General features: G+C 63.7%; 21 protein-coding genes. 7 read left to right on the forward strand and 14 right to left on the reverse strand.

Features of this window, described 5'->3' with window-relative positions; translation table 11 throughout:
- Window positions 1–81: 81 nt before the first annotated feature.
- Window positions 82–1,110 carry a DUF2059 domain-containing protein gene (locus AC1DZU_RS18140; RefSeq protein ID WP_477286932.1) on the reverse strand — a complete coding sequence of 343 codons (1,029 nt, stop codon included), beginning with the start codon at window positions 1,108–1,110 and terminating at the stop codon, window positions 82–84.
- Between AC1DZU_RS18140 and AC1DZU_RS18145 the strand changes: the two genes are divergently transcribed.
- Entirely contained in the window at window positions 1,100–3,418 is a 2,319-nt protein-coding gene (locus tag AC1DZU_RS18145; protein ID WP_477286934.1) for a glucose/quinate/shikimate family membrane-bound PQQ-dependent dehydrogenase, read from the forward strand. The genes AC1DZU_RS18140 and AC1DZU_RS18145 overlap by 11 nt on opposite strands.
- 43 nt (window positions 3,419–3,461) lie before the next feature.
- Here the strand turns inward: AC1DZU_RS18145 and AC1DZU_RS18150 are convergent, their stop codons facing one another.
- Complete coding sequence (locus AC1DZU_RS18150; protein WP_477286936.1) at window positions 3,462–3,896, reverse strand: hypothetical protein; 435 nt, start codon at window positions 3,894–3,896, stop codon at window positions 3,462–3,464.
- 9 nt (window positions 3,897–3,905) lie between these two features.
- Window positions 3,906–4,061 carry a hypothetical protein gene (locus tag AC1DZU_RS18155; RefSeq protein ID WP_184873372.1) on the reverse strand — a complete coding sequence of 52 codons (156 nt, stop codon included), beginning with the start codon at window positions 4,059–4,061 and terminating at the stop codon, window positions 3,906–3,908.
- Between the two features lie 252 nt (window positions 4,062–4,313).
- On the opposite strand from AC1DZU_RS18155, the gene AC1DZU_RS18160 reads away from it, so the two are divergent.
- The gene (locus AC1DZU_RS18160) at window positions 4,314–5,189 is read left to right on the forward strand and encodes a dienelactone hydrolase family protein (protein ID WP_477286938.1); all 876 of its coding nucleotides are present in this window, start codon (window positions 4,314–4,316) and stop codon (window positions 5,187–5,189) included.
- A gap of 22 nt (window positions 5,190–5,211) precedes the next feature.
- Here AC1DZU_RS18160 and AC1DZU_RS18165 read toward each other — a convergent pair whose 3' ends face one another.
- Window positions 5,212–6,114 (reverse strand): EamA family transporter, encoded by a 903-nt coding sequence (locus AC1DZU_RS18165; RefSeq protein ID WP_477286940.1) that lies wholly within the window; start codon window positions 6,112–6,114, stop codon window positions 5,212–5,214.
- Window positions 6,115–6,203: 89 nt separating this feature from the next.
- Between AC1DZU_RS18165 and AC1DZU_RS18170 the strand changes: the two genes are divergently transcribed.
- Window positions 6,204–6,683, forward strand: coding sequence for an Lrp/AsnC family transcriptional regulator (locus tag AC1DZU_RS18170; RefSeq protein WP_477286942.1), 480 nt, complete (start codon window positions 6,204–6,206; stop codon window positions 6,681–6,683).
- A 43-nt stretch (window positions 6,684–6,726) separates the two neighbouring features.
- On the opposite strand, the gene AC1DZU_RS18175 is transcribed toward AC1DZU_RS18170, so the two are convergent.
- Window positions 6,727–6,924, reverse strand: a complete 198-nt coding sequence (locus tag AC1DZU_RS18175; protein WP_184873377.1) for a hypothetical protein — start codon at window positions 6,922–6,924, stop codon at window positions 6,727–6,729.
- 143 nt (window positions 6,925–7,067) lie between these two features.
- A complete protein-coding gene (locus tag AC1DZU_RS18180; protein ID WP_477286945.1) occupies window positions 7,068–7,553 on the reverse strand; it encodes a thioesterase family protein in 486 nt (161 codons plus the stop codon).
- 205 nt (window positions 7,554–7,758) lie between these two features.
- Here AC1DZU_RS18180 and AC1DZU_RS18185 point away from each other — a divergent pair, with 205 nt between their 5' ends.
- A complete protein-coding gene (locus AC1DZU_RS18185) occupies window positions 7,759–9,177 on the forward strand; it encodes an FAD-binding oxidoreductase (RefSeq protein ID WP_477286947.1) in 1,419 nt (472 codons plus the stop codon).
- Window positions 9,178–9,228: 51 nt separating this feature from the next.
- Here AC1DZU_RS18185 and AC1DZU_RS18190 read toward each other — a convergent pair whose 3' ends face one another.
- On the reverse strand, window positions 9,229–10,233 hold the full coding sequence (locus AC1DZU_RS18190; protein WP_477286949.1) for a Dyp-type peroxidase: 1,005 nt from the start codon (window positions 10,231–10,233) through the stop codon (window positions 9,229–9,231).
- Window positions 10,234–10,411: 178 nt separating this feature from the next.
- Between AC1DZU_RS18190 and AC1DZU_RS18195 the strand changes: the two genes are divergently transcribed.
- Window positions 10,412–14,305, forward strand: coding sequence for an AsmA family protein (locus AC1DZU_RS18195; RefSeq protein ID WP_477286951.1), 3,894 nt, complete (start codon window positions 10,412–10,414; stop codon window positions 14,303–14,305).
- A 32-nt stretch (window positions 14,306–14,337) separates the two neighbouring features.
- On the opposite strand, the gene AC1DZU_RS18200 is transcribed toward AC1DZU_RS18195, so the two are convergent.
- The 3 genes from AC1DZU_RS18200 to AC1DZU_RS18210 form a co-directional block, all read right to left on the reverse strand.
- Complete coding sequence (locus tag AC1DZU_RS18200; RefSeq protein ID WP_477286953.1) at window positions 14,338–15,219, reverse strand: sigma-70 family RNA polymerase sigma factor; 882 nt, start codon at window positions 15,217–15,219, stop codon at window positions 14,338–14,340.
- A 15-nt stretch (window positions 15,220–15,234) separates the two neighbouring features.
- Window positions 15,235–15,540 (reverse strand): hypothetical protein, encoded by a 306-nt coding sequence (locus AC1DZU_RS18205; RefSeq protein WP_477286955.1) that lies wholly within the window; start codon window positions 15,538–15,540, stop codon window positions 15,235–15,237.
- Window positions 15,541–15,662: 122 nt separating this feature from the next.
- Window positions 15,663–16,094 carry a MarR family winged helix-turn-helix transcriptional regulator gene (locus tag AC1DZU_RS18210; protein ID WP_477286957.1) on the reverse strand — a complete coding sequence of 144 codons (432 nt, stop codon included), beginning with the start codon at window positions 16,092–16,094 and terminating at the stop codon, window positions 15,663–15,665.
- Between the two features lie 152 nt (window positions 16,095–16,246).
- Between AC1DZU_RS18210 and AC1DZU_RS18215 the strand changes: the two genes are divergently transcribed.
- On the forward strand, window positions 16,247–18,049 hold the full coding sequence (locus AC1DZU_RS18215) for a chloride channel protein (RefSeq protein WP_477286959.1): 1,803 nt from the start codon (window positions 16,247–16,249) through the stop codon (window positions 18,047–18,049).
- A gap of 123 nt (window positions 18,050–18,172) precedes the next feature.
- Here AC1DZU_RS18215 and AC1DZU_RS18220 read toward each other — a convergent pair whose 3' ends face one another.
- The 4 genes from AC1DZU_RS18220 to AC1DZU_RS18235 all read right to left on the reverse strand — a co-directional run bounded on the left by AC1DZU_RS18220 (window position 18,173) and on the right by AC1DZU_RS18235 (window position 20,023).
- Entirely contained in the window at window positions 18,173–18,394 is a 222-nt protein-coding gene (locus tag AC1DZU_RS18220) for a ribbon-helix-helix domain-containing protein (RefSeq protein WP_477286961.1), read from the reverse strand.
- Window positions 18,395–18,414: 20 nt separating this feature from the next.
- Complete coding sequence (locus tag AC1DZU_RS18225) at window positions 18,415–18,660, reverse strand: DUF4169 family protein (protein ID WP_477286963.1); 246 nt, start codon at window positions 18,658–18,660, stop codon at window positions 18,415–18,417.
- A gap of 15 nt (window positions 18,661–18,675) precedes the next feature.
- Window positions 18,676–19,215 (reverse strand): SspB family protein, encoded by a 540-nt coding sequence (locus tag AC1DZU_RS18230; protein ID WP_477286964.1) that lies wholly within the window; start codon window positions 19,213–19,215, stop codon window positions 18,676–18,678.
- A gap of 118 nt (window positions 19,216–19,333) precedes the next feature.
- On the reverse strand, window positions 19,334–20,023 hold the full coding sequence (locus AC1DZU_RS18235) for a TetR/AcrR family transcriptional regulator (protein WP_477286966.1): 690 nt from the start codon (window positions 20,021–20,023) through the stop codon (window positions 19,334–19,336).
- Between the two features lie 189 nt (window positions 20,024–20,212).
- Between AC1DZU_RS18235 and AC1DZU_RS18240 the strand changes: the two genes are divergently transcribed.
- Window positions 20,213–21,418 carry a multidrug effflux MFS transporter gene (locus tag AC1DZU_RS18240; RefSeq protein ID WP_477286968.1) on the forward strand — a complete coding sequence of 402 codons (1,206 nt, stop codon included), beginning with the start codon at window positions 20,213–20,215 and terminating at the stop codon, window positions 21,416–21,418.
- Window positions 21,419–21,455 lie beyond the last annotated feature (37 nt).

Here is a 21,455-nt window from a genome sequence, read left to right on the forward strand (position 1 = left end):
CTCCCCCGAATGTAGTGATTCGGCGGCGAAAGGCCAGAAGTGTCTACGTTTTGTTCCGCTAAAGTGCCTGATATGGGCTGTTCAGGCCTTGCGATAACCGAGGGCGACGAAAAATCGATGTCCGAATGAGCGCGCCTCGTCCGTCATCACGGCGCCGAGGGCGACCTGCATCTGGTCGTAATAGCGGCGACCGGCGGGTGACGCCAGGAAGGTCGCGTAAAGCTTGAGATCGTCAAGCGGCAGATCCCGGTACATGTAGGCCACCGATGCCATGACGTCCGTTTCGATGTCATGGCGAAGGCCTTCGGATCGCTGACGCAGCAGGGCCATGATCTGGTCGTCGGGCAGGGGCTTTCCGGCCGCTCCCAGCATCTCGGAAAGCATTGCATAGCCCATGTTCAAGGCCACGGCTTCTCCGGTGTCGACAGCGCTGAGATCGTCCACGAGCTTCTTGTACAGTGCGAGCCGAGCCGGATCCCTGGATGGAAGTTCGCCCAGGATCTTTGGACCTTCGATCGTCTTGCGTTGCCTTTCTTCCGGCGTTGAAGCCTGGATTTCCAGCGCCGTGACATGTTTGCCAAGGGGCGACGCATAGAACGTGGCCAGGTCGGACAATTCACTGGCGGGCAGTTTGTCCGCCATTCGCGCTTCGGTGGCTGCCTCCATCTTGTCCGCGTCAAAAGCGCCTTCCATGGCCGCCGCCAGGGCGTCCTGGACTTTTTGCGGCGGCGTTTCCGGCGCCGATTTCACGGCTGCGATGAAACCCGGGCCGATAGCCATCAGCATCTCGTGAAAGCCGTTCGCCTTGTTGATCTCATGCAGCGTCTGCGCAGGCGCAGCCACGGTGAGAGAGACAAGGCAACAGAGTGCAAGCATCAGGCGCGTCAGCGGCGGAACGAACGACGTCATTTGCTTGCTCCTGCGGAGAGATGATTGAGACTGCTGGAAAACCCGACCGCAGGCAAGATGGATTGCCACCTTGGCGTGTGCGTCGCCTTGACAGGCGGGGCGGGCGGGAGAAAGCTGTGCGGAGGGCAGGAACGGGTGCATCGGGCTGTCCTTGGGCGTCGCAAAACGCAACAGTCGAAGGAGTATCATCTTGGCTGTCACGATCACCTCCCTCATCCTTTTTCTGATCGGTCTGGTGCTTGGCGGCGGCGGCATCCGCTTGGCTTCGCTGGGCGGCAGCTGGTACTATATCATCGTCGGCCTCGCCTTCCTGATCGCCGCCTGGCTGCTCTACCGGCGCCGGTCCACCGCGCTGTGGCTCTACGCGGCGATCGTGATCGGCACACTGGCCTGGGCAGTCTGGGAAACCGGCTTTGACTGGTGGGAACTCGGCCCGCGCGGCGGCATCATTGTGCTGGTTGCACTGTGGCTGCTGACGCCGTGGGCGCGGCGGGGGATTACCGGCCCTGACGCACGCGCGCCGCTGATCCTTGCCGTGCTGGCGTCGCTGGCGGTCGCCGGTTATTCAATGACAGCGGATCCGAAGGACATTGCCGGCGAGCTCGACACCGACAAGGTGATCCCCAATGCCAATCTCGGCAACGATGTGCCGGCCGGTGAGTGGCACTATTACGGACGAACGCAGTTTGGCCAACGCTATTCGCCGCTCGACCAGATCACGCCGGACAATGTCGCCAAGCTGCAGCCGGCCTGGACCTATCGCACCGGCGACGTGAAAGGGCCGGACGATATCAGCGAGACGACGTATCAGGTGACACCGCTGAAGATCGGCGACACGCTCTACATCTGCACGCCGCACAATTTCGCCATCGCGGTCGATGCGGCGAGCGGCAAGGAGAAATGGCGCTACGATCCCAAGATCAAGCTCGACAAGGACCGCCAGCACCAGACCTGCCGCGGCGTGTCCTATTATGCCGACGCCGCCATCGCCGCCGGCCAGCCCTGCGCGACCCGGGTCTACCTGCCGACCTCGGATGCGCGGCTGATCGCGCTCGACGCTGCCAACGGGCAGGTCTGTCCGGCCTTCGCCGAGGGCGGCACGCTGAACCTGCTGACCAATATGCCCTATCCGAAGTCGGGCTATTACTATTCGACCTCGGCGCCGTTGGTATCGGGCGGCAAGATCATCGTCGGCGGCGCCGTCAACGACAATTATTCGACGCAGGAGCCGTCCGGCGTCATCCGCGCCTATGATGTCAACACCGGCGCCCTGGTGTGGAACTGGGATTCGGGCAATCCGGACCAGACGACGCCGCTGGCGGCGGGCCAGACCTATACCGCCAACTCGCCCAACATGTGGTCGACGCCGAGCGCCGACGAGAAGCTCGGCCTGCTCTACGTGCCGCTCGGCAACCAGACGCCGGACCAGCTCGGCGCCGGGCGCAGCGACAATGTCGAGAAGTTCTCGTCCTCGATCACCGCGCTCGACCTCAACACCGGGCAGTTGCGCTGGGTGCGGCAGACCGTGCACCACGACCTCTGGGATATGGACGTGCCGGCGCAGCCGAGCCTGATCGACATCACCAAGGCCGACGGCACGGTGGTGCCGGCGCTGGTCGGGCCGACCAAGCAGGGCGACCTCTATGTGCTTGACCGCCGTACCGGCGAGCCGGTGGTTGCGGTCAAGGAAGTGCCGGCGCCCGGCGGCGCCATCGAGGGTGACCACAGCGCGCCAACGCAGCCAGCGTCGGACCTCTCCTTCAATCCCAAGCCGCTGACCGACGCCGACATGTGGGGCATCACCATGTTCGACCAGCTGGCCTGCCGGATCGCGTTGCACAAATTGCGCTATGAAGGCCGTTACACACCGCCTTCAGTGCAGGGGTCACTGATCTATCCCGGCAATTTCGGCACCTTCAACTGGGGTGGCGTCGCGGTCGATCCGGTGCGGCAGGTGCTGTTCGGCATGCCGACCTATCTGGCCTTCACGTCGAGACTCGTCCCGCGCGCGGACGTGCCGCCGCCCGGCAGCGACACCAAGGGCAGCGAGCAGGGGCTGAACCGCAATGACGGCGCTCCCTATGCCGTGGTGATGGGGCCGTTCCTGTCGCCGCTCGGCATTCCCTGTCAGGCGCCGCCCTGGGGCTATGTCGCGGGTGTGGATCTGCGGACCGGCACCATCGCCTACAAGCATCGCAACGGCACCGTCTACGACATGACGCCGCTGCCATTGCCACTGAAGGTCGGGGTGCCGGGCATTGGCGGACCGATGATCACCGCCGGCGGCGTCGCCTTCCTGGGCGCCGCGGTCGACGATTATCTGCGCGCCTACGACCTGACAACGGGCAAGCAGCTCTGGCAGGCGCGACTGCCGGCCGGCGGGCAATCGACGCCGATGACCTATACGGTCGCCGACGGACGCCAGTTCGTGGTTATCGTTGCCGGCGGCCACGGCTCGGTCGGCACAAAGCCGGGCGACTATGTGATGGCCTACGCGCTGCCGAAGTAGGGGAGGCTACTTCAGGACGGCACTGTCTTGACGGATCGACGCCTCAGCTGATGCCGAGATGGCTCTTCAGGCCGGGCACCGAGCCGAGCACCTCATTGGTCAGGTCGGGGCCGGCGGCGGCTTCGGCCTGCTGGATCAGCGTTGCGCCCGCCTTCTGGATCTGCGCCATGTCGAGGCCCGATGCCTTGAGGGCCGCAACGCCGTTGACCAGCGCGCCGGCTTTCTCGCCGAGAACGCCGCCAAGCGCGCCCTGCAGCGACGACAGAAAGCCGCCACCGCCGGCCGGAGCGGCGGCCATGACGTCATACTTCTGGGCCAACGCATCGGCGCCGGGGATCTTGGCGAAGAACGAGGAGGCGCTGGTGCCTTCCGCTTCGTGCTCGAGCACCGAGAAAATGGTGCCGACAACCTTTTCCGTCGTCGCCTGGTCGAGACCGACCTTCTGCGAAACAGTGTTCACGATGTCCTGTACGTCCATGACTTCACCTCAACCCTGGGTTTTCGTGTTTGCCGGATGGCGCGGGCGGATGCGAACCTTGATCATGGACCTTCGACTTGCGGCAACAATCGTCGCACGCAGCGCTGGAATAGCGGTCGCGGCAAACAGGAAGGCGGTTGCCAGGATTGGCGAGGGCATGGTCATTGGCGTCGTTCCTTTTCCAGATCGGCCTTCAGATCAGGACTGTGACCGCGCCGAGGCGCGGCCGACGTCGGTCAGTGTCCTCCACTATTGTGGCAGCGCCATCAAGATTGTCGCCGATGACCAAAACGTGATGATGCTGGGAGCCTCCAGCCAATTGCGAGGGAGGACGAGTGTCACCGAGCCGTGACTGGACGACAGGAGCCTCGCTCCTATCTTGCGATCGGTACCAAAGCGGATCGAAGGAGCGCGCCCATGACGAAACCTGCCATCACCCAGGCGATGATCGACGCCTATGATGAATACACCCATCTGACGCTCGACCGCCGCCGCTTCATGGAGCAACTGACCCGGCTTGCCGGATCGGGTGCCGCCGCGGCCGCGATCGCACCGCTTTTGGCGGCAAATTCGGCGCAAGCGGCAATCGTCGCCGACAACGATCCACGCGTGAAGGGCGAGGACGTCACATATCCCGGCAGCAGCGGCGAGATGAAGGGCTATCTGGTCAAGCCGGCGAACCAGTCTGGCAAGCTCGGCACCGTCATCGTCATCCACGAGAACAGGGGGCTCAACTCGCATATACGCGATGTGGCGCGGCGCGTGGCGCTCGAAGGGTTCGTGGCGCTGGCGCCGGACTTCCTGTCGCCGTTAGGCGGCACGCCTGATGACGAGGACAAGGCGCGCGACATGTTCACCAAACTGGATTCCGCGCAGACCGTCGCCAACGGGGAGGCAACGGTCGCTTTCCTCAAGGCCGAAAAGGACGGCAACGGCAAGGTCGGCGCCGTCGGCTTCTGCTGGGGCGGTGGCACGGCAAACATGTTGGCCGTCAACGCGCCCGATCTCAGCGCCTCCGTCGCTTATTACGGCATGCAGCCGAAGGCCGCCGATGTGTCGAAGATCAAGGCTGCATTGCTGCTGCACTATGCCGGGCTGGACGAGCGCACCAATGCCGGCATCGACGCCTTCAAGAAGGAGCTTGATGCCGCGCATGTCGAATACACGGTCTATGTCTATGAAGGCGCCAACCACGCCTTCAACAACGACACCTCGGCGGCGCGCTACGACAAGAAGGCGGCCGACCTCGCCTGGGGGCGCACGATCGCTTTCTTGAAGGAGAAGCTAGGGTAGCCGATCCGCGGCACCGATTGTTTCAGCGCGCCGGCTTGTGGAAGGCAACGCCGGCGACGACCAGCGCAATGCCGAGGCAATCGGTCAGGCTCGGAATCTGGCGCAGCACGATGACCCCTATCAGCGTCGCGGTGACCGGCAGCAGCGACAGCATCAGGGCGAAGCTCGCGCGTGGCAGCCGCGACATGGCGAGCTGGTCGCAGATGTAGGGAATGACCGACGAGCAGATGCCGACGCCGATGGCGGCGAGCAACAGCAATGGCGAGAAGAAGGCCGGCAGCGCGTCGGTGAGGCCGATCGGCAGCACGACGATGAAGGCGATGGCCATGGCCGCGCCGAGGCCCGCTATGCCGTCGCCTGCGCCCGTGCGGGCGACGCGGTGGCCGAGCACGATGTAGCCGACGAACAGCGCGCCGTTGAGGAAGGCCCAGAACAGGCCAAGCGGATCGCTCGACCACTTGACGTCGATGAGCAGCAATGTGCCGGTGACGGCAATGGCAAGGGCGGCAAGATTGCGCGGGCTCCTGAGGCCGATCAGCGCAATGCCGATGGTGCCGACAAATTCGATCGCCGCCACCAGCGAGATCGGCAAGCGGTCGAGCGCCAGGTAGAACGAACAGTTCATCACCGCCAGGCAGGCGCCGAAGGCCAGCAGCAGCAGCCGTGTCGAGCGATTGGCGCGGGCGAAGGTTCGCCAAGGCCGGGTCAGCGGCGCGAAGACCAGGGCGGCGGTGGCGATGCGCAGCCACGCCATGCCGAGCACGCCGACATGCGGGAACAGCAGCACGGCGAATGCCGGCCCGAGATAATGGAACACGGCGCTGACGCCGAACCAGACATGTGGCGGCAGTCTCGTCGCCAGCCCGCCCTGGACAGGGCCGGCAGGGGCAGGGCTTGCCGCGAGAGCTTGCGTTTGATCATCCATCGGATCAGTATCGCAGGCAGTTTTGTCGATTTATATGGGGGATGATTGGCTCTGCAGGCTAGGTTTCGCCCGGATGCAAGGAGTTTTCGATGAAACGCCTTCGAACTGAAAGCGCCGACCTCGATGCGGCGGACATGAAGATCCTGCGGCTGCTGGAAAAGGACGCGCGCATCAGCACGGCGGAGCTTGCACGCTCGGTCGGCCTGTCGGCGCCGAGTGTCGCCGAGCGCATCAAGCGGCTGCAGGAGAGTGGCGTGATCGAGGCCTATTCGATCAGGATCAACCCTGCCGCACTTGGCCTGCCGCTATCGGCATGGCTGCGCATCCGTCCGGTGCCGGGGCAACTGGCTGTGGTCGCCGAGATCATCCGCGACCTGCCGGAGATTGCGCAATGCGACCGGGTGACCGGCGAGGATTGTTTCATCGCGCTGGCGCATGTCGGCTCGGTGGCCGAGCTCGAACGGGTGATCGACCGCATCATTCCCTACGCGATGACCAACACGGCGATCATCCAGTCGTCACCGGTGGTGGCACGCTCGCCGCTGGGAGCGGTGAAGCGCCAATCTTGAGGGCGAGGCCGGTCTTGAGGGCGAGGATGTCGGTCCGAAGGCTTTAAGCGTGTCCGCGCCTCATGCGCGCCTGCTTCAGGATGGCGCGCCAGCGGATCATGTCGAACGGGATCGGCTCGTTGTTGTTGGCGATGTGGAAGATCTCGTTGTTGACGTTCTTGAGCGAGCGCCAGAAATCATAGTCGGTGATGCGCGGATCGGCCACGAGCCTGTCCACTTCGACCTTGATGTCGGTTTTCATGCACGTCCCTCGAACCGGCTTCGCCCGCCGCCGTATCGCAACCCATGAGCATCGTTCTCGACCGCTCCGCTGAGTCGTTCAATGGCTCAATTGGCTTGTTCCCGTTAAAACCTCGGTAAGGTTAACGTGGCCGTCGTGTCGCTTCAAGCGGTCTTGCGGCGAATCCCGATCGAACGGCCGGCGCGCTCCGGCATAGGCAGTGCCGAATGGGCGGCACGCATGGCTTCGATCTTGGCAAGCACATCGGCGGGGAACGGCGCCACCTTCGGCCCGGCCATGTCGACATGCAGCGAAAGCGATTCCGAGGTGGCGGCGAGCCAGCCGTCGACATGGCGGATTTCCTGGTAGACCCGCAGTCGCTTGTCGTCATGGTCGATCAGCTGGAAGGTGACGGTGACCTTGTGCTCGAGATGCAACTCTTGCACGTAGCAGACATGGACTTCCGCCGTGTAGATGGTGAGGCGGCGGTCTCTGGCGTAGTTCGGCCCCATGCCCATTGCCTCGAAGGCGTCGTCCGAGCAGCGGTCGAACAGCACGTTGTAATAGGCCATGTTGAGATGGCCGTTGTAGTCGATCCAGTCCTTCTCGATGTCCATGGATTGGGAGACGAAGGGGGCGGGGATGGGCATCGAAACTTCCTTGTTCTGGTGCTGGACAGACTGTTGTCGGTGAGACTAGATCGGTTCATCGTTTCACGGAAACGCCGAACTGCTCTATCTCCTTGTTTGACGCAATTCCGATGGAAAGCCGCTCCACGCCTTCCCTGGAATTGCCGAGCGCATCATCCATAGATGCACAACAAGGGTGCGCGCTGGTCCATTCGCGGAGGAATTCATGGCTCTGAGCGACCTCAATCCGGTCGAACGCAACGAGGAGGGCATTGCGGCCGTGCTCGGCATCCTCAAGCAGCGGCTCGGCGAGCGCTTCCAGACCGGCCAGGCCATCCGCTCCCAGCACGCCCACACCACCACCTATATTCCGACGCAGGCGCCGGATGGCGTCGCCTTCCCGGAGACGACCGCCGAGGTGCAGGAGATCGTGCGCGCCTGCGCCGCGTATCGGGTGCCGGTGATCGCCTTCGGCGTCGGCTCATCGCTCGAAGGCCACACCAATGCGCCGGGCGGCGGCATCTCGGTCGATACTTCGCGAATGAACCGTATCCTGGCGGTCAATCCGCAGGATCTCGACTGCACGGTCGAACCCGGCGTCACACGCGAGGATTTGAACCGGCATTTGCGCGACACCGGCCTGTTCTTTCCGATCGATCCGGGCGCCAATGCCTCGCTCGGCGGCATGGCGGCGACGCGGGCGTCCGGCACCAATGCGGTGCGCTATGGCACGATGCGCGAGAACGTGCTGTCGCTGACCGCGGTCATGGCCGACGGCGAGACGGTGACGACCGGCAAGCGCGCGAAAAAGAGCTCGGCCGGCTACGATTTGACGCGATTGCTGGTCGGCTCGGAAGGCACGCTTGGCATCATCACGTCGCTGACACTGAAGCTGCAAGGCATTCCGCAAGCCATCTCCGGCGGCGTCTGTCCCTTCCCGAGTGTCGAGGCGGCCTGCAACACGGTCATCGCGACGATCCAGATGGGCATTCCGGTGGCGCGCATCGAACTGGTCAACGCACTGCAGATGCGGGCGATGAAGAATTATTCGAAACTCGACTATCCCGAGAGCCCGTGCCTGTTCGTCGAATTCCATGGCAGCGACGCCGGCGTTGCCGAGCAGGCCGAGACCTTCGGCATGATTGCCGAGGAGAATGGCGGCGGCCCGTTCCTGTGGACCAGTGTCGCCGAGGAGCGGACAAAATTGTGGAAGGCGAGGCACGACGCCTACTGGTCGTCGCTGACGCTGCGGCCGGGCGCCAAAGGGCTGTCGACCGATGTCTGCGTGCCGATCTCGCGCTTTGCCGAATGCGTCACCGAGACCGAAGCCGACATCGCCGAGATGGGGCTGATCGCGCCGATCGTCGGCCATGCCGGCGACGGCAATTTTCACGTGCTGGTGCTGATGGACGTCGACAACCCCAAGGAGATCGCGCTGTCGGAAAAATTTGTCGCGCGGCTCAACATGCGGGCGATCGCCATGGATGGGACCTGCACCGGCGAGCACGGTATCGGCCAGGGCAAGATCGGCTTCCTGCGTCACGAACTCGGCCACGGCGTCGACATCATGCGCACCATCAAGCAGGCGCTCGATCCGCTTGATATCATGAACCCCGGCAAGATATTGCCGGGCGTCGGCCATTAGATGTCGGCTGCCGGTCACCAGGCGCCCATGCGCTAGGTCAAACTGGTTCGCTTACTCGACAGGCTTCTGCGGCGCAGTTGATGCAGGCTTCTCCTGCGCGCCCTGAACAAGCGTTTGCAGCATAGGGCGAGTTGGCGCGAAGAACGTGGTCCCGGTGTGCGGCGTGGAGAAATCGAGCAACCGGTCGTAAGCGCCCGGCGGGTCACCGATGTACATTCGCTGCAGCATCTTCTCGATCACCCAGAGATACCTGCTATAGCCGATAAAATAGGTTCCGAATTCCCGTCGCCCCGGCTGGCCGAAAGGCATGTTGTCGCGCAGGATGTCGTATTCGTTGCCATCGGCATCCTCGATGGTGGCAAGCGACTTGTGCGATTTGCGCGGCGCGTCGTCGTCATCGATTTCGATGTTGTCGATCTTGGTGCGGCCGATGATCTCTTCTTGGAGGGGCGTTGGCGTTCGCGCCCACGCATCGAGATCGTGCAGATATTTCTGAACGACGACATAGCTGCCGCCGGCGAAGTCGGCATCTTCGTCGCCGACGAGCGCCGAGGCAGGCAGATCGAGACCGGTCGGGTTGGCCGTGCCGTCGACAAAGCCGAGCAGGTCACGCGCATCGAAATAGCGGAAACCCGAGACCTCGTCGACGACCGTCACGCCGTCGCCAAGGCTGTCGAGCAAAATGCGCTCGAACTCGAAGCACATATCGGGGCGCTCGGACCGGATGTGGAAGAGAAGGTCGCCCGCCGTCGACGGCGCCGAATGAACCGCACCCTTGATCGGCGCAAACGATCTCAGTTCCAGCGGCCGCCGGTCTGGAGAGAGACGATCCCAGAGCTCGCGGCCGATGCCGGCAATGCAGGACAGCCGGCCGGAAAGGTCGCGAAATCCGACAGTCTTGACGAGATCGTCAAGCCCGCCGAGCACGGCCGCGACCTTGACGAGAGCGCTCTGCTCGCTTGCGACAGTGACGACAAGAAAGACGGCCGACAACGACAATGGAGCGTCGACGCTTTGGGCATCGATCGGCACGCGGTCCCAGTTCTTCCCTGACATCCGAAATATCTCCGCTTTTTCCAGGATTTGTTTCAGATCACCCGAGATCACGCAACTGCGGATGAGACATCACGCAGCTGCGGATGAGACATCACGCAACACTGGATGAATTGCCTCTTTATCGACACGCGGATGCAGGTAGAGTGCGGCAGAATTTCAATCAACCCGTTCGGAGCTGATGCTCGCTCGCCTGTTCGTGATCTTCGGTGGCCTGTTCGTGCTGGTGCTGTGTGCGGCGCTGGTGGTGCCGTATTTTATCGACTGGACCGGCTACCGCGCCGAATTCGAGCGGGAGGCCAGCGCCATCCTTGGCCGCAAGGTGACGGTGCAGGGCGATGCCACGGCGCGGCTGTTGCCGTTTCCCTCGGTGACCTTTTCCAACGTCACCGTCGCCGGTGGCCCGAATGGCCAACCTGCCATGACCGTCGAGACGTTTTCGATGGATGCGGAGCTGGCGCCCTTCCTGCGTGGCGAGGTGCTGATCTTCGACATGCGGCTGGTGCGGCCGAAAGCGACCATCGATATTGCCAGCAACGGTACCGTCGACTGGGCGATGCGGCCATCCTCGCCCTTCGACCTCAACCAGATCTCGATCGAAAAGCTGACGGTGACGGAAGGGCAGATCAAACTCAGCCATGCCGCTGGTGGGCGCAGCCATCTCATCTCGGAGATCAATTCGACGATCTCGGCCAAGTCGCTGGCCGGGCCATGGCGCATGGACGGTACACTGCGGCTCGACGGTCTTCGCACCACGGTCGTCGCGTCCACTGGAAAGGCCGAAGGCACCGGACAGATGCGGCTTCGGCTGAAGGCTGATCCCGATGCCTATCCGCTGGTCATCGAAACCGACGGCAATGCCGGCATCGTCAAGGGTGCCGCCGTCTACTCCGGCCAGTTCAAGATCTCCGGTGCCGACAAGAACAGCGCCGCGTTGCGTGGCAACGACGGCGAGACGGTGAAGGTCAGTGCCGGCAAGCCCGATCCAGGCTTTCGGCTGAATGGTAAGTTTTCGCTCGATCACCAGAAGCTCGGTGTCGACGAATTCCGCTTCGAGACCGGACCGCTCGACAATCCCTACACCGCCGACGGCAAGGCTTCGGTCGATCTCGGCCTGAAGCCGAGCTTCGCCATCGAGGCCAGTGGCGCGCAGGTGCAGTTCGACGAGGCGGTGGGCGCCGAGGCCGGCGCCGGCGCGACGCTCGACCAGCGCATCGCCGCGCTCGAACAGGCGTTGCACGAGCTGCCGAAGCCGACCATACCCGGCACCGTCGAGGTCAAGCTGCCGGCGGTGGTCGCCGGCGATACCACGGTGCGCGACGTCCATCTTTCCGCCGAGCCGACCGATGGCGGCTGGTTGGTGGAATCGCTTGCCGCGACACTGCCCGGCCGCACCACGCTGGAAGCCAACGGCATGCTCAGCGTCGAGGATCGTTTCGGCTTCACCGGCTCGCTGCTGCTGGCCGTGGCGCAACCTTCAGGCTTTGCCGCCTGGCTGTCGAAGGATGTCGACGAGGCGATCCGCCGTCTACCCGCCGCCGGTTTCAAGGCCACGGTCGATGTCACGGAAAAACGCCAGGCCTTCAGCGATCTCGAATTGATCCTGGGCAAGGCGAAGTTTTCCGGCAGCATCGATTCCAGCCAGCCCGACGATGCCAAACCGTCGGTGCTGATGCGGCTCGAAGGCGGTGAGCTCGATGTCGACGGGCTTGCGGCCTTCGCCTCGATCTTCGTCAGCGACAAAGGCGCCAACCGCTTTGCCGACCGCGACCTCGATTTCCAGATCAAGGCCGGGCCGGTCAGCGCCGGCGGCCTGACCGCCGACACGGTCGACACGGCGCTGAGGCTGCGCGACGGGTTGCTTGAAATCGACCGGTTGTCGTTGGGCGGGCTGGCCGGCGCCTCGATCAGCGCCACCGGCCGGATCAAGGATTTTCCGGCAAGTCCAACCGGTAAGCTCGACGCTTCGGTGGTTGCCGTCGATCTCAAGCCGCTGGTCGACGTCGCCGCCCAGCACTATCCCGACAATGCCGTGCTTAAGGGGCTGGCGAGCCGTGCAGCGGCCTATCCCGAGCTGTTCCAGGATGCGCGCGTCGACCTTGTGGCAAGTGCCGCCGACAATGGCGATGGCACCACGGGGCTGGCGGTGAGCGGCCAAGGCAAGGCCGGCGGCTCGGCCTTTTCGGCGTCGCTGTCGGGGAAGGGAGCAGCGGACAAGCTGCTCGAAGCGCCGGTAACGCTGACCTTCAACGCCAGGAACCCCGACGCCACCGCGCTGTTGGCGCTGTACGGCCTGCCGGCGCTGCCGCTCGGCATGCTGGGCGAGGCGAGCACGGACGTTCAGGCCAAGGGCACGCTTGGCGGGGGCCTGGCGACGACTTTCAGCCTCGCCGGCAACGACTTCAAGGCCGGTTTCGAGGGAACCGTTGCAGACACGCCGCAAGGGGCTACCGTCAAAGGCAAGCTCAGCCTCGATGCCGCCGACATCGAGCCATGGCTGATGACGACCGGCATCGGCCTGCCTGGAATGGGCGCTGGCATGTCGGCGTCACTCGCGGCGCAGGGCGACTATGGCAACGGCCTGCTGGTGCTGGATAATCTCAACGGCGCCCTCAACGAGGCGGCGGTGTCCGGTGACGTCAATGTCGACGTCAAGGACGGCGTGCCGCATCTGGCCGGCGCACTGGTGCTCGACGAACTTGACCTCGATCCGATGGCTGTGGCGCTGTTCGGCGATTCTGCTTTTCTTGCCAATAAGAGTGGGGGCGACAAGAATGGTGGCTGGCCGGCTGCTCCGTTCAGCCAGAAATCCAGCCTGCCGTTCACCGCCGATCTCGACCTGACGACGGCGGCGCTTGCCGCCGGGCCGTTCGCCACCGCCTATGACGCCGGATTCTCGCTCAAGCTCGACCAGGAAGGCATCCGGGTTTCGGACCTCAAGGCGAAATTCCTCAATGGTGCGCTGACGGGCGTGTTCGAATTGAAGAACAATGACGGCACCGGACTTTTCACCGGCCAGATGAAACTGGCGGGCGCCGATCTGGCGACCGTGCTGCCGAATGCCGGCATCAGCGGCAATGGCGATTTCTCGACGGCACTGTCGACCAGCGGCAAGTCGGTCGATGCGATGGTGGCCGCTCTGTCGGGCTCCGGCACGGCGGCGTTGAGGGGGTTGCAGGTCGCCGGCGTCAATCCCGATGCGTTCAACGCGTTTCTCGCCAAGGCGGATGCGATCGGGCGCGACATCGATGCGGCCAAGACCGCCGTCTTCGCGCCGCAAATCGCCGCCGACGGCAGTTTTGCCGCCAAGGATACATCTGTCGCCTTCACGGTTGCCGGCGGCACGCTCAGGGCACCGCCGATCAGCCTGGAGAATCCGGCGGCAACCTTGTCCGCCGACATCATTGCGGACCTCAACGCAGCCATGGTTTCCGCCAAGGGAGCGATCACCTATTGGCCCGGCGACGACGCGCTGGTCGGCTCCGATCCGGTGATGAACTTCACCGCCGAGGGGCCGTTCGGCGCCGTGAAACGGCAGTTCGACAGCGAGCCGCTGGCACAGTTCCTGACCCAGCGAGCGCTCGAAAGGGAACAGCAGCGCGTCGAGGCGATGCAGGCGGCCCTGCTCGAAAAGCAGCGGCTGCGGCGCGAGGTGCGCTACTACGCGGCGTTGCAGGACGAGCGCGACAGGGCGGCCGAGGAATTGCGCCAGCAGGAGGAAGCAGCGCGGCTGAAAGCCGAGGCCGACGCCAGGGCAAAGGCCCAAGCAGATGCGCAGGCCCAGGCTGAAGCGGATGCAAAGGCGAAAGCCGATGCCGAAGCGAAAGCCCAGGCCGACGCCAAGGCCGCGGCCGAGCAGCAGGCCGCCGACGAGGCAGCCAAGGCGCAAGCAGACGAAGAAGCGAGACGCATCGCCTCGCAGGAAAAGGCAAGGCTCGAGGCCGAACGCAAGGCCGCGCAGCAGGCGCCGAAGGTGGAGCGTGCGCCGCTGCCGGAGGCCAACGACAATCCGCCGCCGGCCAAGCCGAAGTCCAATCCGTTCACCATCGACAATCTGCTGAAGTCGTTGCAGTAGCGCGGACCGCCGCCGCGCGCCGAACAATTGCGTCAGAGGATGGACATCTCGGCGCTGTCCGCAACGTAGCGAGCGTGACGAAAATCGCGGATGGCGGCAAGCCTGCCCGCCTGCCATCCCAGCAGCACGAAGTAGGAGGGCCGCGCCGCCGGATCGTTAGGATCGCAGACAAGGACTGCCGGCCTGCCTTCGACGAAGCCCGGCGCGAACCGCCAGTCCTGGACGCTCGAATAGTTGTGGAAGTAGGTGCCGACTTCCTTGCGCCCGTTCAGCCGCGCCCTGGCCACCAGTTCCAGCCGCACCTCGTCCGCAAGCATATCGCGCACCGCATCGAAATCGCGGGCATTGAAGCGATCGATATAGGCGTCGAGGAGCAGGCGTTCGGACGCAGTCAGCCTGGGGGAAGGGCGATCCTCGGGTTCATCGGCGAGTTGGCGCAGGCGGCCGCGGCCACGATGCAGCGCGGCCTTGATGGCCGGAATGCTGGTGTCGAGCATGGCGCTGATCTCCTGCAGCGAATAGCCCAGAACGTCCATCATGATGACACTGCTTCGCTGCGCGACGGGAAGGCGCATGAAGGTGTGCAGGCCGGCGGCCGCGGCCTGACGGTCGACGGTGGGGTTGGCCGGGTCGACGATCATGTCCGGATCCTCATCGGAAAAGGCCTTTTCACGGGCGCGACGGCGCAGGAAATCAAGCGCCGCATTGTGGGCGATGCGGAACAGCCAACCCTCCGGATTCGCTAGCGGGCCGGTGTTGGGCAGAGCTTCGAACGCCTTGGCCAGGGCTTCCTGCAGCACGTCTTCACCGTCGATGGCCGAGCCCGTCATGCGGGCGCAGTAGCGGTGCAGCTTGGGGCGCAATTCCCCGAACAGCCGATCGAACGGCTCGCGGATATCGCCAGGGATGTTCATGCGCCTCTATCCCGACTACTCGCCCAGCATCCGATAGCTGCCCACCACGATCATTTCCTCACGTTGTGGGCGTTCAATGCAACGGTCGCGGATGCCGTTCTGAAAGGCCTCGAATGCCGCAAGCCCGGTGATGAGTTCGGCATGGGCATCAGTTTCCGTTTCGACCAGATGGACAAAGGTCCCGTCGCCGGCCCGCAACGTCATATAGCGAACGCCGTCCGGAGATTTGTCGCCCAGCTCCTGGAACACGGCCTTGATCAGCCGCTCGTTCTCATCGGCCAGCTCCGGCTTGGTCTTGTAGCGTATCAGATGGCGTTTCATCTTGATTGTTCCTTGGATCGTATTTCGCCTTGCCGGCCCACTCTTGTCGAGACGTTCCCGGGAAGCCCAAGGATTCGGGGTGCCAGGAATAATTCGCAGCCGTAATGCACGACGCCGGCGCGTCACTCGCCGACGAGCAGGCGCTTGAGCATGGGTTCGATGCGCGACAGCTCGTCGAGATGTGCTGCCGACAGCTCGGCCAGACAGTCGTCGGCGCGCTCGGTCAGCCGCAGCAGCACGCGGCGATGGTCATCCTTGTCCTGGTCCCTTGCCACCAGCCCTGCCTCGCAAAGGCGGTTGATCAGCTCGACGGCGCTGTGATGGCGAATGCGCAAGCGCTCCGCCAGATCGCCAACCGTCACCGGTCCGCCGCCCGGGAATCCCTTGATTGCCAGCAGCGCCTGATGCTGGCGCGGCGTCAGGCCGGCGTCTTCCGCCTGGATTTGGCTGAATTCGAGGAAGCGCCGGATCAGGTAGCGAAATTCGGACAGCCGCTGGTAGTCGGACTGCTTGATGGCGGGGCGAGGTTTCTGCGGCTGCGTCATACCAGACATTTGTTCGTTTTCCGGGAAAGCTCAAACGGATTTCGAGCAAAACCGACTTGAATATTTATATCGTGTTACGATACATAGCCAGCCGACAAAGCCGGCTGGCCGCCTCGACCATGCCGCGAGATACGGCTCGCCGCCAGAAAGCAAAGTCCGTCATGAAGCCCAATCACTCCAATCCCGGTCATCTCAGGGATTTCACCACCGATGCCAGGGTATTGCTCGTTGCCGCCATCGCCGTGGTGGTGGCGACGGCGGGGCTGTTTGCCGGCATCGCGCTTTTGAAACTGATCAGGCTTGCCACCAACATCGCCTATTTTGGCCAGTTCACGCTCGCCGATCTGAAGCTGCAGGACACGCCGCTCGGGCTTGCCTCTGTCGTCGTCCCGGTGATCGGCGCGCTGATCATTGGGGTGATGGCGCGCTTCGGCAGCGAGAAGATCCGCGGCCACGGCATTCCAGAGGCAATCGAGGCGATCCTGCTCGGGCGTTCCAGGCTCGACGCCAAGGTTGCGATCCTGAAGCCGCTGTCGTCGGCGATTTCGATCGGCTCGGGCGGCCCGTTCGGCGCCGAGGGGCCGATCATCATGACGGGCGGCGCGATCGGCTCGCTGATCGCACAAATGCTGCCAGTCAGCGACAATGAGCGCAAGACGCTGCTGGTGGCAGGTGCGGCGGCCGGCATGACCACGGTCTTCGGCACACCGATCGCGGCCATCATGCTGGCGGTCGAACTGTTGCTCTTCGAATGGACCCCGCGCAGCTTCATTCCCGTGGCGGTCGCGGCAATCATTGCCGAGGTCGAGCGCACCATGCTGCATCTGCCCGGGCCGATCTTTCCGTTTCAGGGCGGCATGGAGGTGTCCTTCATCGGCCTTGCCGGCTGGGTCTCGATCGGCATTGCGGCCGGCCTGTTGTCGGGGCTGCTGACGCAGATGGTCTATGCCTGCGAGGACGGCTTCCAGAAGCTGCCCATTCACTGGATGTGGTGGCCGATGCTGGGCGGCCTGGTGGTCGGCATAGGCGGGCTGATCGAGCCGCAGGCGCTCGGCGTCGGCTATGACAACATCACCGACATGCTGGATGGCCGCACGGTCGCCACAGCGGCACTCATCCTCCTGGTGGTGAAGGCCATCATCTGGTCGGTGGCGCTCGGTTCGGGAACGTCCGGGGGCGTGCTGGCACCGCTGCTGATCATGGGTGGGGCGATGGGAGCGGTGCTCGCCGGCGTTCTGCCTGCGGCCGATCCAGGCTTCTGGGCGCTGCTGGCCATGGCCGCCACCATGGGCGGCACGATGCGGGCGCCGTTGACCGCAACCTTCTTTGCCGTCGAGCTAACCGGCGACACGCACATGCTGGTGCCGCTGATCGCAGCCTGTGCGGCGGCACACACCGTCACCGTGCTTTTGATGAAGCGTTCGATCCTGACCGAGAAGATCGCCAGAAGGGGGCACCATCTGGTTCGCGAATACCGTGTCGATCCCTTCGCCCTGACCAGAGTACGGGAGGTCATGACCTCTCAGGTCGAGAGCGTGCCGGCGACGATGACGCTGCATGGCGCGGCGGCATTCCTGACGGCGCCGGAAACGCGGCATCCGAGTTTTCCCGTCGTCAACGAGAACGGGCATGTGCTCGGTCTCATCGATCCGCCGGCGATCCTGCGCTGGAGACGGGCCGGCAGGCACCGCACCACGACGCTTGGCGAGCTGCTCGCCGGCAGCAAGATCACGCTGGCCTATCCGGATGAGTACCTGGAGGGTCTCACCGACAAGCTGCTGCTGGCCAACGTCTCTCATCTGCCTGTCGTCACCCGTGAGGGCCTGCAACTGGTCGGTTATGTCGGGTGGAAGGATCTGATGCGCGTGCGGTCTAGGAAACAGGCCGAGGAACGCGATCGCTCGACCCTGCTTGGTTTCGGCACCAGACGGAGGAAAAAGGCGGACGTGGTCGAGAGCCTCTAGGAGCAATTCCAGGAAAAGTGTGAAACGGTTTTCCGTCCAGAATTGTGTCAAAACAACGAGTTAGAGCGGTTCGAGGAAAAGTGTGTAGCGGTTTTCCGTCCGGAAGTGCGTAAGGACAAAGATTTAGCCGGCGCCGCGCTTTGCCCACTCCAGGACAAAGAGCCGGAGTGCCGAGGACAGGTTGGTGTCGCGGGGCCGCGTCTCGTCGACTTCGGCGACAAGAGCGGCGAGCGTCAGCTTTCTGATCGCTGCGATCGCGACGAGATCGTCATAGAAGGGCTTTTCGAGCGAATAGCTGGTGCGGTGGCCGCGAATGGTCACCGAGCGCTTTTCGACGGCGCTCACTGCGGAGTACTCATTTTGCTCTAAGCATCGGATTCGTCCGAAAGCCGCCGCGCGCCTTTCGGTCGGACGCTCTGGTTGTCTTTGTCGCCAAAGGGTTCGCGACGATGTCCAGCGACGAATTTGTCGCTCTTGTCGGCGATCATGCGGTCGCGTTCCTTTTCGGCCTTGGAACGGCCGTGCAGCGCCCGGTTCTGTTCGGCGACGCGCAGTTTCTCGTCCCGCGCCTTCTGCTTGCGGGCCTGGCGGAGGTTTACGATGTCGGCCATGGCGCGAAGCGTGGATTATTTCTTGCGGAAGGCGTCGAGCGAGACCACTTCGGCGCCCTTGGTGGCGGCGTCGGCAGCAGCGGGCTTCTTCTCCTGCTCGGCGGCGGCGGCCTTCTTCTCGGCCTTCGGCTTTTTCTCGGAGACGATGGTCAGCGGCTCGGGCGAGGCTTCAGCGGCTGGTTCCTCGGCGACACCGTCGGTCTTGACGTCGAATTCGAGTTCGAAATTGACCGAAGGATCATAGAAGCCGCGCACGGCCGAGAACGGGATTTCGAGTTTCTCCGGCACGTCGGAGAAGGACAGGCCGACCTCGAAGCCGGTGTCGGTCACCTTCAGGTCCCAATACTGGAACTGGATGACGATGGTCATCTGCTCGGGATAACGCTCGCGCAGCCGTGACGACACGCGCACGCCGGGCGCGCCGGTCAGGAAGGTGATGAAGAAGTGGTGGTTGCCGGGAAGGCCGGTGCGCGCGACTTCGGCCAGGACCTTGCGCATGACGCCGCGCAACGCCTCCTGGGCCAGAATGTCGTAGCGGATGTGGTCGTCGGCCATGTGGCGGTCGGGTTCCGTTGAATCGTCCGCATAGCTGTAATCAAGCTTGAGCGCGGCGTAAACCGCATATAGATCACCTCCGCACCGAGACGAGGATTATTGCCGGCGATTTGATCGCTCAAGCGCCGGCGAGCGCAGCTTGCTTTTCAACCGATGCGACGGACCGGCGCTTGCCGAAGGCACGCAGGAAGGTGCGCACGCCATTGGTCGCCGACTGGAGCACCTCGTCCTCGCGCGGCGTGCCGCCGAGCATGAAGGTCGTCTGCAACTCGGCATTGACGAGACCGAGAAACTGTCGTGCCGCCACATCGGGATCATCGATCGCGAGGTAACCGCCATAAGCCAGCCTTGCGAAGCGGGCGGCGATAGCCGGCCACGTCCGGCCTGGGCCCTGCTTGAGCCACTCGGCGAACAGTTCGGGATAGCGCTCGCCTTCGGTCTGGATCAGCTTGCGCAGGAATTTTCCGTCGCGGTTGCAGATGCAGTTCTGGTTCAAGCGCACGGCAAAGCCGATCAGATCGGCTTCGAGGTCCTTGGGCTGATCGGGAAAGGTGGCAATGGTGGCGAAAATGCCGGTATTGCAGCGCTCGGTCAGATCGCGCACCACGGCGACGAACAATTTTTCCTTGTCGCCATGATGGTTATAGACGGTCTGGCGTGAGACGCCGGCCTCGACCGCGATCAGGTCGATGTTGGCGCCGGCATAACCTTCGCGACAAAAAACTCCAGCGGCGGCGTCGACAATCGAAATGCGCTTGGCCTCATGGCCGCGTGGCGGGAAAGTGTCAGGAGAAACATGCAGCTTCATGGAATTCTATATAGAGGTGATTGACGAATTAGACAAGAGTGTCTAAATTTGTGGACACAATACGAAGAGATTTGGCTCCGGAGAGACGAAGAGAATTCGCTCTTGGAGAGTCGGAATTTCAGGGGATGGAACGTCCTTGGGTTACCCGCCGGCCTGCGGCGGCAACCAGATTCGAAAGAAGCCTTTATCATGAGTCCCAAATTCCTCCGCATCGCGGTCGTGCTCGGCTTGTTGTCCGCAATCGGCCCGTTCGCCATCGACATGTATCTGCCCGCGCTGCCATCGATCGGCGCGGATCTGCACGCCGGCACCGCCGCCGTGCAGATGAGCCTATTGATCTTCTTCCTGTCGATGGGTTTTGGCCAAATCGTCGTCGGGCCGATCTCCGACATGGTCGGCCGCAAGCTGCCGCTCTATGGCGGCCTTGCGCTGTTCATGATCGGCGGCATTGGCTCGGCAATGGCGCCGACCATCGAATGGCTGATCGCTTTCCGCTTCCTGCAAGGCCTTGGCGCCAGCGCCGGCATGGCCATTCCACGCGCCATCGTGCGAGACCTGCACACCGGCAATGAGGCTGCCAAACTGATGTCGCTGCTGATGCTGGTGTTTTCGGTGTCGCCGATCCTGGCGCCGCTGACCGGCAGCCAGATCATCGAGAGTTTCGGCTGGCGCGCGGTGTTCTGGACGGTGACGGGTGCGGCAGTGCTTGCCACCATCCTGTTGGCGACTTCGCTCAAGGAGACGCGGCCGGTGGAAGACCGCGCCGGTTCCTCCTTTGCAACCGCGCTTTCCGGCTACCGCTTTCTGATGGGTGATCGCAACTTCCTCGGTCTGGTGGCGATCGCCGGTTTCGGCATTGCGAGCTTCTTCGTCTATCTGTCGAGCTCCTCGTTCATCCTGATCGACCACTACGGGCTTTCGCCTTCGGTCTATAGCGTGTTCTTCTCGATCAATGCGGTCGCCTTTATCGGCATGTCGCAGCTGACGGGTCTGCTGGCCGAGCGCTTCGGGCTGCGGCGCGTGGTGCGTGTCGCGGTGACTGGCTACGCCACGACGATGGTGGTGCTGTTCGCGGTGATGGCCACAGGCATAGACCGGCTCGACGTGATGGCGGCGTTGCTGTTCGTCGGCTACGGCTTCCTCGGCCTGGTCATCCCGACCACCTCGGTGCTGGCCATGGAAGAGCACGGCGAGATCGCCGGCACGGCTTCGGCGTTGATGGGCACGCTGCACTTCGCCATCGGCGCGCTCGCCATGGGCGTCGCCGGGGTGTTCTTCGACGGCACGCCGCTGCCGATGGTGGCCGGCATCACGCTTTGCGCGGTGATCTCCTTCACGCTGGCCAAGGTCACGCTCGGCCGCTCGCGCAAAGCCGTCGAGGCACCGGCGGAATAAGCGATTGCAATCGATGAAAAGGCCGGGCTAGCCCGGT

The sequence above is a fragment of the Mesorhizobium sp. P2_A12 genome, from assembly GCF_056405075.1.

Bases quoted from the DNA above. Each gene is read 5' to 3' on its own strand.
- AC1DZU_RS18170 (WP_477286942.1), top strand. From the start codon at position 6,204: ATGAAACGCCTTCGAACTGAAAGCGCCGACCTCGATGCGGCGGACATG.
- AC1DZU_RS18210 (WP_477286957.1), bottom strand. From the start codon at position 16,094: ATGTCTGGTATGACGCAGCCGCAGAAACCTCGCCCCGCCATCAAGCAG.
- AC1DZU_RS18225 (WP_477286963.1), bottom strand. From the start codon at position 18,660: ATGGCCGACATCGTAAACCTCCGCCAGGCCCGCAAGCAGAAGGCGCGG.
- AC1DZU_RS18180 (WP_477286945.1), bottom strand. From the start codon at position 7,553: ATGCCCATCCCCGCCCCCTTCGTCTCCCAATCCATGGACATCGAGAAG.
- AC1DZU_RS18155 (WP_184873372.1), bottom strand. From the start codon at position 4,061: ATGACCATGCCCTCGCCAATCCTGGCAACCGCCTTCCTGTTTGCCGCG.
- AC1DZU_RS18230 (WP_477286964.1), bottom strand. From the start codon at position 19,215: ATGGCCGACGACCACATCCGCTACGACATTCTGGCCCAGGAGGCGTTG.
- AC1DZU_RS18235 (WP_477286966.1), bottom strand. From the start codon at position 20,023: ATGAAGCTGCATGTTTCTCCTGACACTTTCCCGCCACGCGGCCATGAG.
- AC1DZU_RS18150 (WP_477286936.1), bottom strand. From the start codon at position 3,896: ATGGACGTACAGGACATCGTGAACACTGTTTCGCAGAAGGTCGGTCTC.
- AC1DZU_RS18240 (WP_477286968.1), top strand. From the start codon at position 20,213: ATGAGTCCCAAATTCCTCCGCATCGCGGTCGTGCTCGGCTTGTTGTCC.
- AC1DZU_RS18195 (WP_477286951.1), top strand. From the start codon at position 10,412: ATGCTCGCTCGCCTGTTCGTGATCTTCGGTGGCCTGTTCGTGCTGGTG.
- AC1DZU_RS18215 (WP_477286959.1), top strand. From the start codon at position 16,247: ATGAAGCCCAATCACTCCAATCCCGGTCATCTCAGGGATTTCACCACC.
- AC1DZU_RS18205 (WP_477286955.1), bottom strand. From the start codon at position 15,540: ATGAAACGCCATCTGATACGCTACAAGACCAAGCCGGAGCTGGCCGAT.
- AC1DZU_RS18185 (WP_477286947.1), top strand. From the start codon at position 7,759: ATGGCTCTGAGCGACCTCAATCCGGTCGAACGCAACGAGGAGGGCATT.
- AC1DZU_RS18165 (WP_477286940.1), bottom strand. From the start codon at position 6,114: ATGGATGATCAAACGCAAGCTCTCGCGGCAAGCCCTGCCCCTGCCGGC.
- AC1DZU_RS18190 (WP_477286949.1), bottom strand. From the start codon at position 10,233: ATGTCAGGGAAGAACTGGGACCGCGTGCCGATCGATGCCCAAAGCGTC.
- AC1DZU_RS18200 (WP_477286953.1), bottom strand. From the start codon at position 15,219: ATGAACATCCCTGGCGATATCCGCGAGCCGTTCGATCGGCTGTTCGGG.
- AC1DZU_RS18160 (WP_477286938.1), top strand. From the start codon at position 4,314: ATGACGAAACCTGCCATCACCCAGGCGATGATCGACGCCTATGATGAA.
- AC1DZU_RS18175 (WP_184873377.1), bottom strand. From the start codon at position 6,924: ATGAAAACCGACATCAAGGTCGAAGTGGACAGGCTCGTGGCCGATCCG.